7 protein-coding genes are annotated in these 9,508 nt (G+C 72.7%); 3 read left to right on the forward strand and 4 right to left on the reverse strand.

The window, feature by feature from the left end; translation table 11 throughout:
* Window positions 1–17 precede the first annotated feature (17 nt).
* Both HALOF300_RS02485 and HALOF300_RS02490 read right to left on the reverse strand, forming a co-directional pair.
* A complete protein-coding gene (locus HALOF300_RS02485; protein ID WP_231954969.1) occupies window positions 18–1,031 on the reverse strand; it encodes a transglutaminase family protein in 1,014 nt (337 codons plus the stop codon).
* Complete coding sequence (locus HALOF300_RS02490) at window positions 1,028–3,601, reverse strand: circularly permuted type 2 ATP-grasp protein (protein ID WP_156739057.1); 2,574 nt, start codon at window positions 3,599–3,601, stop codon at window positions 1,028–1,030. The genes HALOF300_RS02485 and HALOF300_RS02490 overlap by 4 nt, the downstream gene beginning before the upstream one ends.
* A 137-nt stretch (window positions 3,602–3,738) precedes the next feature.
* On the opposite strand from HALOF300_RS02490, the gene HALOF300_RS02495 reads away from it, so the two are divergent.
* The gene (locus tag HALOF300_RS02495; protein ID WP_197522237.1) at window positions 3,739–4,707 is read left to right on the forward strand and encodes a small ribosomal subunit Rsm22 family protein; all 969 of its coding nucleotides are present in this window, start codon (window positions 3,739–3,741) and stop codon (window positions 4,705–4,707) included.
* A 74-nt stretch (window positions 4,708–4,781) separates the two neighbouring features.
* Window positions 4,782–5,480, forward strand: a complete 699-nt coding sequence (locus tag HALOF300_RS02500; RefSeq protein ID WP_156739059.1) for a hypothetical protein — start codon at window positions 4,782–4,784, stop codon at window positions 5,478–5,480.
* Window positions 5,481–5,753: 273 nt separating this feature from the next.
* Here HALOF300_RS02500 and HALOF300_RS02505 read toward each other — a convergent pair whose 3' ends face one another.
* Window positions 5,754–6,542 (reverse strand): hypothetical protein, encoded by a 789-nt coding sequence (locus HALOF300_RS02505; RefSeq protein WP_156739060.1) that lies wholly within the window; start codon window positions 6,540–6,542, stop codon window positions 5,754–5,756.
* Window positions 6,543–6,727: 185 nt separating this feature from the next.
* Between HALOF300_RS02505 and HALOF300_RS02510 the strand changes: the two genes are divergently transcribed.
* Window positions 6,728–7,435: a M50 family metallopeptidase gene (locus HALOF300_RS02510; RefSeq protein WP_231954970.1), complete on the forward strand. Its 708-nt coding sequence runs from the start codon at window positions 6,728–6,730 to the stop codon at window positions 7,433–7,435.
* 235 nt (window positions 7,436–7,670) lie between these two features.
* On the opposite strand, the gene HALOF300_RS26845 is transcribed toward HALOF300_RS02510, so the two are convergent.
* Window positions 7,671–9,176, reverse strand: coding sequence for an acyltransferase domain-containing protein (locus HALOF300_RS26845; RefSeq protein ID WP_197522238.1), 1,506 nt, complete (start codon window positions 9,174–9,176; stop codon window positions 7,671–7,673).
* Window positions 9,177–9,508 lie beyond the last annotated feature (332 nt).

The raw sequence follows: 9,508 nt of genomic DNA on the forward strand, positions 1-9,508 counted from the left end.
TCGGGCTCCGGCCCGGGTCAGCGGAGCGCGGGGGCCAGTTGCGTCGCCGGCGTGACCAGCGACTCGACCTCGGCGACGTGCTCGGCCAGGTCCGCCTTCTCGACCGGCCACAGGTCCACGCCCACCTCGAGCTTCGAGCCCGAGCCGTCGGTGAACACGATGCCGCGCAGCGGGGAGACGTCCCGGTAGTCCCTGCCCCAGCCGAGCACCACGTAGCGGCCGTCGATGAACTGGTCGTTCGTGGGGTCGATGTTCAGCCAGCCACCTCCGGGCAGCCAGACCGACGCCCACGCGTGCGAGGCGTCCACCCCGCGTAGCTTCTCCCGCCCCGGTGGCGGCATGGTCTCCAGGTAGCCGGACACGTACCGCGCCGCCAGGCCCATCGAGCGCACGCAGCCGATGAGCAGGTGCGCGAAGTCCTGGCACACCCCGGCGCGCCCGGCGAGCACCTCCGGCAGCGTGGTGGACACCGACGTCGCGCCCGGCCGGTAGGCGAAGTCGGCGTGGATCCGGGTGGCGAGCTCGGCCACCACCTCCGCGACCGGCCGGCTCGGTTCGAACGACGGCAGCGCGTACTCGCGCACCTCCTCGCTCAACTCGACCATAGGGGAGGCCAGCCGGGAGTCGGCGATCGAGACCGCCGCTCCCGGCCCGCCCATCGGGTCCCCGGGGGCCACCGGCCGCAGCGTCCGCACCAGCTGCGCGACCTGCTCCCATGGCACCGGGGGCAGCCGGCCCGGATCCGCCCGGCGGCGCCCGGTCGAGATCACCGAGTGGCCCGTGACGCGCAGTTGCTGGTGCGGCTGCGTGACGTGGAAGTAGGTGGAACGGTTGCCGCCCCAGTCCTTGTGCTCGGCGATCAGGTCCGCGCCGGGTTCGACCGCAAGCCCGCTCGCGTGCACCTGCTGCCCGGCCCCGCGTCGCGGCAGCAGCAGCGCTCGCCCGTAGGAGGAGGTGACCTCCTCCGGGTAGGTGTACGTGGTCGTGTGGGTCAGCCGGTAGTGCAGGTCGCCCTGGTGCGTGCGGCTCACGGCGCGCCCCCGTACACGGCGGAACCTCCGCCGTCGGACGCCTGTGCGTCCTGCCCGACGGCGTCCGGTAGGCCGACCTCGTCGGCTCGCGGTACCCAGGTGCCCGCCGCATCGAGCCACTCGGCCGGCATCGGCCGGGTGAAATGGGCCTTCGCGATCTCCGTGCCGAGCTCCTCGAGGCGCCAGCGCAGGGACTCCAGCGCCTCGGCGAGCCGGGGCCTGGCGCCGGTCTCGTCGGGCTGGACGGCGCCCGCCGGGTCGAACTCGGCGAGCAGGTCGACCAGGTCCGCGAGCAGCCCGTCCCTGGCCTGGACGCGCGCCGCCGGCGCGGGCAGCGTCGCGAAGGCGGCCCCGATCCGGCTGACCTGGTAGGCGAGCGAGCGCGGGTTCTTCTCGTCCAGCAGCAGCAGCTCGCAGAACGTGTCCAGGCGCGCGTGGGTCTGCCAGCGCCGCCGGTAGGTGATCACGGACTCGTTCGCGATGAGCAGGGACTCCAGCACGAGCGAGTCGACCGCCGGCTCCCGGTGTGCGGTGACCGAAGCAAGGAGCGTGCGGACCAGGTGCTGCGCCCGCTCGATCCGACGCCCGATGTCCATCAGGGTCCAGCCGACGTCGTGCACCATCGACTCCGCGCCGATGCCGGCCAGGGCCAGCGACCCTTCGAGGGCCCGGGTCAGCACCGGGCCGAGACCGCCGTCGGAGGAACCCAGCGGCGAGCGGCGGGCGCGCTCGCGGTTCAGGGCCCGCTCGATCGACCCCATCGCGATCCAGGTGTCTCCGGCCAGCTGGTCGCGCACGGCGGTCGCGGACCGGGTCATCGCGTCCACGGCGTACGCCACGGTGCCGGGTCGGGTGCCGTCGATCACGAGTTCGGACAGGGTTCCGCTCGTGGTGACCTGTTCGAGCGCGGCCGTCAGCACGTGCAGTGCCTGCCCGCCGGTGCTCGCGGGGGCGAGGTGGTAGTCGTCCCACCGGTCCGTGACCGCCCGGATCAGGCGAATCGTGGCCTCGGTCCGCTCGGCGTACCGGCCGAACCAGTACAGGTCCTCCGCGGCGCCCGCGGAGATCGAGCTCGCGCCCGCCCGGCGGGGCGCGTCCGAGGTGCCGTCCCGCAGCCAGGTGTCGGTGATCGGCTGCGGTTCGGCGGACAGGATCCAGACGTCCTTGGCGACGGCCCCGAGCGTGACCCGGGCGACGGTCTGGGTGTGCTCCGGGGTCACCCGCGCCAGCGCGCCGGACATCACCTGGTAGCCGCTTGGTCGGGCCACCGCGAACGTGCGCAGCACCGTGGAGCGGGGCTCGAGGGTGCCGGTGCCAACCGATGGCGTGGTCGATGCGTCCACCGGTTCCTGACCGACCCATCGGTGCGGTTCGGCGGAGATCCGCACTGCCAGGTCCGCGCGCTCGCCGACGGTCAGCTCCCAGCCGTTGTGCTCCGGCCCGCCGGCCTCGGTCGCCTTGAGCACGAGGCGGTCCAGGTTCGCGATCACGTGCGAGCACATGCTGCGCTCGCCGCACCAGTAGGTGACCGCCGAACCGAGCAGGAGGTCGGTGCCGAGCAGGTCGCGGCACAGCCGGGGCAGATAGGTGAGCAGCGCCGGGTTCTCCAGGACGCCGCTGCCGAAGGTGTTGACCACGGTGACTGCGCCGGAACGCGCCGCATGCACCAGCCCCGGCACCCCGAGCCGGGAGTCGCCGCGCAGGTCCAGCGGGTCGCAGTAGTTGCCGTCGACCCGCCGGATCAGCACGTCCACCGGCTCCGGCTCGTCAAGGGACCGCAGCCAGAGCCGCCCGTCGGAGACCACCAGGTCCTCGCCCTCGACCATCGGATAGCCGAGCATCGTGGCCAGGTAACCCTGGTCGAACGTGGTCCGCGAGTGCGGCCCGGGGGTGAGCAGCGCGACCCGTGGCGCGTCCCCGGCCGAGGGCGGCGCGACGTCGTGCAGGGCCAGGCGCATCGCGTGGTAGAACGGCCCGAGCCGGCGGATCCTGGCCTGCCGGTACAGCCCGGCCAGCACCTGCGCGATGACGCGCCTGTTCTCCATCGCGTAGCCGGGCCCGTTCGGCGACTGGGTGCGGTCGGCGAGGACCAGCCAGGAGCCGTCGGCGTTGCGGGCCAGGTCCGCCGCGTGCAGGAACAGCTGGTGTGGCCCCGGGATCGTGATGCCGTCCACGGCGCGCAGGAATCCGGGGTGGGCCAGCACGATCTCGGCCGGGATCGCACCGGAACTGAGCAGCCGGCGCTCGGAGTAGAGGTCGGTCAGGATCGCGTCCAACAACTGCGCGCGCTGGCGCAGCGCCGCCTCGAGCCGGACCCACTCCACCTCGTCGATCAGCACCGGTAGCGGGTCGAGCAGCCAGGGCCGGTCCTGCGGGTCCGCGCCATAGCGGACCCCGTGGTCCTCCAGGAGCGAGCGCACATCCGCACTGCGGCCGGCCAGCTGCTCCCAGGACCCGACCCCGGCGAGGTCCGCGAGCTGGTCCCACGCCGCCCGGGCGGCGCCGCTGGACTGCAGCATCTCGTCATGCCCGGGACCACCGGCGCGGTAGCTGGCCAGCAGATCGGTCACGGTGCGGAGCCCTCGGTCGTCGGATGGAACTCCGGAGAGTCTATGCCAACAGTAAAGACGTCGCCTCCGGTGCCGCCGTGAATTTACCTGAAATTGACGCGTTCGCCACGGGGTCGTTGCACGTCATACTTGCCCGTGTGTACCGCCTGCCCGCCCCGCTCTCCGACGCGATCGACGGCGTGGTCGCCGAGCACCCATCGGCGAAGGTCGCCGCCGCGGCCCGGTCGCTGAGCGAGCGCTACCTGGCCGACCACGCGGCGTCCGCGCCGATCATCGACTCGGGCCTGCGCGCCGCGGCGTACGTGCTGACGAGGATGCCGGCGACCTACGCGGCCGCACGTGCCGCCGTCGAGCAGGTCCGCCTGAGCGTCCCCGGGCTGGAGCCGCGCCGCGTGCTCGACCTCGGCTGCGGCACCGGCGGCGTCAGCGCCGCGGTCGCGGACGCGTTCGACGGCGTCGAGGAGCTGCGCCTGGTCGACTACTCCGCGGACGCCCTGGCCCTGGCACAGCGCCTGCTCGTCGGGGCCGGACCGCGCCTGGTCGCCTCCCAGCGCCGCCTCGGCGGCAGGACCGTGCCCGACGGCGCAGCGGTCGTCGAGCTCGCAGTCTGCGGCTTCGTCCTGGGCGAGCTGGACGAGGCCGCTCGCGCGGCCGTGGTCGCCGAACTCGTCGCCGCCGCGCCGACGGTCCTCATCGTGGAGCCGGGCACGCCTGCCGGCTACCGGAGGATCCTGGCCGCGCGCGAGCAACTGCTCGCCGCCGGCCTGACGCTCGCCGCGCCCTGCCCGCACCACGAGCAGTGTCCGCTGACCGGCGACGACTGGTGCCACGCCGTCGCCCGCCTCGAACGCACCGTCGCCCACCGGGCAGCCAAGGGGGGCAGCCGGGACTACGAGGACGAGAAGTTCGCCTACATCGCGGCCACCCGGCTGCCGGTGACCCGCCCGGCGGCCAGGGTGCTGCGGCACCCGCAGATCCGGTCCGGGCACGTGCTGCTGGAGCTGTGCCGGGCGGACGGGACCGCCGCGGGCGTGACCGTCTCGAAGAAGCAGGGCGCCGACTACCGGGCTGCCCGTCGGGTGCAGTGGGGTGAGGGCTGGGGCTGACCGCCGAAAACCACTGGCACGAGCGCCGGAAGTGGCGGATGATGGATGCCATCCGCCCCGTGGAGGTGAGGCACATGAGTGCCAGCCGAGTTCCCGATCCGGTCCCCGATGTGCTGCCGATGCTCGCCCGGGGGAAACACCGCAATCCCCGCCGCGGCGCCTGCTTCATGGAACTGGCGTCCTACCTGGCCGGCGAGCCCTGGACCGACTCACCGGCCTGCACCGACGAGTCGCTCGCGCACCTGGCCCGCCTGATCAACGACTTCACCACGGACGCCCGCCGGCCCGCTCTGGCCCCGTTGATCCCGTCCGTGATCGGGCTGCGCGACCTCGGGCCCGGGTTCGAGGACGAGGTCGCCCTGGTGGCTGCGATGCACGCGCTGCCGGTGGCCTCGATGGACCGGCAACGCGGCCTCGCCGTCGGGATGCTGCGCACCCTCGGCCAGGTGGACGCCTACCGCACCCGCGCCCCGGCCGAGACGACCCGCGCCGCCGCCAAGGTGCTGGACGAGCACGCGGACCCCAAGCGCTGGGGTCTCGCCTTCGCCGCCCGGATGGGCTCCGGCCCCGTGAACCAGTCCTCCGCCCAGGTGATCGTCGAGGTCGCCGTGCGCGGCATCGCCGAGGCCTGCGTCCCGGACCCGGCCACCCGGCTGCGCACCCTGCTCGCCGAGGTGATCGAGTTGGCGCGCCGACGGGCCGGCCTGGCCACGACCGAGCCGGCCCCACTGAACCCACAGCACTGGCATGCGGTGGTGAGCGCGGCCGGCTGAGCCACCACCCCGGCGAGCCTCGGCATGGTTCGGCGGCCGGCCGCCATCCCAGAGGCCGACGGGTCCGACCGTTCCCTTGACGCCAGGTGCGGGTCGTGTCGACCCAGACCCACAATTCGCGTCAGGAGAATCATTGACGTGCGCGTTCCCCTGACGTGAGTTGCGCGTGGCGTGCGTGCTGATCGACGTTTCGCGTCAGCGCAGTCGCGCAGGTCCCGGCGGGACGGTCATGTCACAGGCCGTGGCGGGCCGTACTTCGTCGGCAGGAATCGTCTACCGATTCCGACCTTTGCGATTCTGGCGCTTCGCGGGTCGGCGCGGCCGGCTCTTGCGCTGACGGGGCGCCGCCCCATCGTCGCTGTCGAGACGGGTGACGAGGCTTGCGAGGTGCTCGGGCAGCCGGTCGTGGAGGTGCCCGGCCAGCCAACTTCCGCCCGCCGCTGCAGCCCAGACCGGTTCGCGTCGTGCTCGCTCGTCGATCTGGTCCCAGAGGTCTGGCCGCTCGGTGAGCAGGGTCTCGAGCGGCCCGGCGCCCAGTGGGCCCACGATGGCATCGTCTCCCGACTCGTACGCGAGGATCGCATCGAGAAGTGGGAGGGGATCGTCAGCGCAGGTGGCGTAGTCCCACACTCGGAACTGCGGGTCCGGCTCGTCCCACTCAAGCGGGGGGTTCTCGCGTACGTGCGTGGCGTAGTCCCTCGCGAGCTCGACGATCTCAATCGGCCGCAACTGAGAGACGAAGTTGGTACGGCGGAAGGTGATGCGCTCAGGCGGGTGTGGGGCGTCCCGAATCGATTCTTCGAGATCGTCGACGAGTTCGTTCAAAGTGACCGCTTCGGGGTCGGGCGGGGGCGCGCCAGGAGGTGTGATCCGGTGATCCCGGTCCAGGGTGAGAGTTGACGCGAGTTCGGATCCGGAGATGTGCAGCCGTACGGGCGCCACCAGTGGCACCTCGTCGAGCGCGCCGATCAGGACTTCGGCCCGCTCAGGATCGCACTCGAGGATGACCGCACCACGGCTCAGCAAGGTCCGGACGAATCGCTCGAAGAGCTGCGTGCTCACGGTGCTACCCCTTGATCGGGAGTGGCCCGGGCACTGCCCAGCCGCTCGAATCCGCGCTTGAGCCACTCGGCCTCGACCATAGGTGGAACCTTGGCCATCGTGTGATCCTCCGGAGCAGGGTGGTTGTCCGAATGTTATGGGCCTTCGGTGCGGTCCGGTCAGCAATCACCCGTACCCTCGCATCCGTGGATCTCTGGGATGAACTCACGCAGCGAGTGCTGCCGTCGACGGCCGCCGTCGCCCTCGACGTGCGGTCGTTGTACATCGTGCTCGGGATCGCGCTAGCCGTGGTGGTGATCCGGCCGGCGTGGAACGTGGCGCGGCTCGGCGTGACCCTCGTGCATGAGCTCGGGCACGCGCTCGTCGGGATCGCCGTCGGGCGGCAGTTCACCGGCTTCGTGCTCCGGGCGGACATGTCCGGGCACGCGGTGACGCGCGGCCCCAGCCGCGGATTCGGCAGGGCGGCGAGTACGTGGGCGGGCTATCCGGCGCCCGCGATCATCGGCACCCTGCTGGTCTGGGCGGCCGCGCGTGGCTGGGCGGCGCCGGTGCTGACGGCGGTGCTGCTGATCCTCGTCGTGTCCCTCATCCGCGTCCGCTCCCTCCTCACCGCGGTGGTGATGATCGCGGTCATCGCCGGCACCGGGGCACTGTGGTGGTGGCGCGCGGACGCGCTGCAGCAGCAGGTCCTCATCGGCGCCGGCCTGGTGCTCGTGGTCGGAGCGTGGCGGCACGTCGGCGCGGTGCTGCGTGATCGCAGCGGCTCGAGCGACCCGGCGGTCCTGGCGTCCCTGACCCGGGTGCCGAAGGCGATCTGGAACTTCACCTTCCTGCTCGTCTGCGCCGCCGCCACCTGGGTGTGCGCGCTCGAGGTGCTCGCGCTTCGCGGCTAGAGCGTGCCGGCAGGTCAACCTGGCGGTGGTCCACGCGCTGGTCGAGGGCTGGTCGACATCGCCGCAGCCTCGGATGGACACCGCCACGGCCGCTGGGACCACTGACCTGCCCCATTGCGGTGCGATTACGAGGTACCAGGCACGTCGGAATCACACCGCTACCCCGAAGACGCCCGTCGCCCCCACCGTGAGCGACCGGCCGGCCTTCGTGCCGCGGACGACGCCGGGCGAGGTCCTAGCGGTCACCTCGGGGGCCGGCCCACCCGTGCCGGGCGAGCACCGCCGCCAGGTCCGGCGGAGTGTAGGCGGGCCCCTTGAGGATCTTGCCGTCGTCACGAAGGATCGGCAGGCCGTCGGCCCCGAGCTTGGACAGGTTCGAACGGTGGATCTCCGCGAGCACGTGCTCCAGCGGGATGCCGCACTCGATCGCCATCCCGTAGACCACGTAGACCAGATCGCCGAGCGCGTCTGCGGTGGCCACCGTGTCCCGGCGACCGTCGTCGAGGGCCTCGGCGCGCGCGAACGCGGCCTCCAGCTCGGCGCCGGCCGCGTCGCCGTAGACGGCTTGGACCAACTCGGCGAGCTCCTCCGCGACCAGGGCCAGGCGCATCGGCACCCGCGGCCGCGCGACGTCCGGGGCGCCGCCGGAGAGCGGCATCGCGTAGACGCGGTGGAACTCGTCGACGAGCACCTCGGGGTCGCGTCCCGGGCGCAGCGAGCCCGTGTCCGGCACGTCCGAGGCGCGTGAGGTGCCCGACGGCGCAGGTGCGGTCGGGCGCCCGACTGCGCCACCGCCGTCGGGCAGGTCCGGCCCAGCCACCTGCGGGAGGGGCACCTCGCCCTCGCGGGCGTACCAGTGCCCGCCCGCGCGCAGGTGCGCGACGACGGCCCGCTCGAGCGTGGTGTTCTGCGGGAGGGTGTCCAGGTCCACCTCGCCGCGACGGTTGAACACGAAGAACATGACCTCCGTGTCCGCGGTGTCCCGGCCCGGCGTCAACGCCCAGCGTTGCTGGAACGAGGCCATGTTCGACCCCGGAGCGAGGACCTCGCTCAACTGCGGGTCGAGCAGCCAGCTGGCGCAGTGGATCGTCGCGGCCGGGTAGTCGGGGAAGTGCCGGGCGAAGAACGTGACCGCCCGCGCGAACGAGGCGTCGACGGCCGACGGCGTGAGCGGCCCGATGCGGGGGATGTGGGCGGAGAGCGCGATGCCCTCGGCGCCCGGGCGGCGGCGCGGGGTGTACTGGAGGCGACCGAGCCAGTAGTTGCCGCCGGTCCAGTGGCCGATCAGCCAGTCCTGGGTGTGCAGCCCGAACTCGCCGAAGGTGAGCCGGTGCACGTGCATCTGTTGGCCGAGGTCGCCGAGGGTGCGCCACGAGATCGCGTCGGAGATGCCGCGCTCGCGGTGGAACTCGCGGACGTCGCCGGCGGTCGCCACGAACGCGAGGAACGCGCCGAGACCGTCACCGCCGCGGCTGGTGCCCGGCTCGCGGGGAAAGATCAGGCCGGGGATGTCCATCGTGATGTCACCGAGGCGATCGCGGAGGGCGTTCGCGTAGCCGGCGACCCGGTCGAGGGACCTCGGCTCGGCGAGCGCCACGGCGACGGCGGCCTCGGCCTCCGGCAGGTCCTCGGGTCGTAGGCCGAGCAGGACGAGGATCTCGGGCAGGTCGGGCGCTCCGAGCCGGGCGGCGATGTCCGCGGCGGTGAGGGGAGCGAGCGTGCGGGTGTACGCGGCAGGCATGGAGCAACCGTACGGCCTCGCTGATGGGTGCCCTACCGCTGGCGAGCGTGTCATCGTGCGGCGGAAGGCGCCGATGAGCCGCAGAACCGCACGTTCAGCCGGCGGCCTCTCCGGCGAGCGTGTCATCGTGCGGCGGAAGGAGCCGATGGGCCGCAGAACCGCACGTTCAGCCGGCGGCCTCTCCGGCGAACGTGTCATCGTGCGGCGGAAGGAGCCGATGAGCCGCAGAACCGCACCCTCGCCGCGAGCCCTCGGCGGAAGGAGCCGGTGGGCCGCTGAATCGCACGCTCGGCCGCGGGGTGGGCGGAGGAGGGGACCAGGCGGATGGGGAT

It is taken from the genome of Occultella aeris (assembly GCF_902703175.1).
Taxonomy (GTDB): Bacteria; Actinomycetota; Actinomycetes; order Actinomycetales; family Beutenbergiaceae; genus Occultella; species Occultella aeris.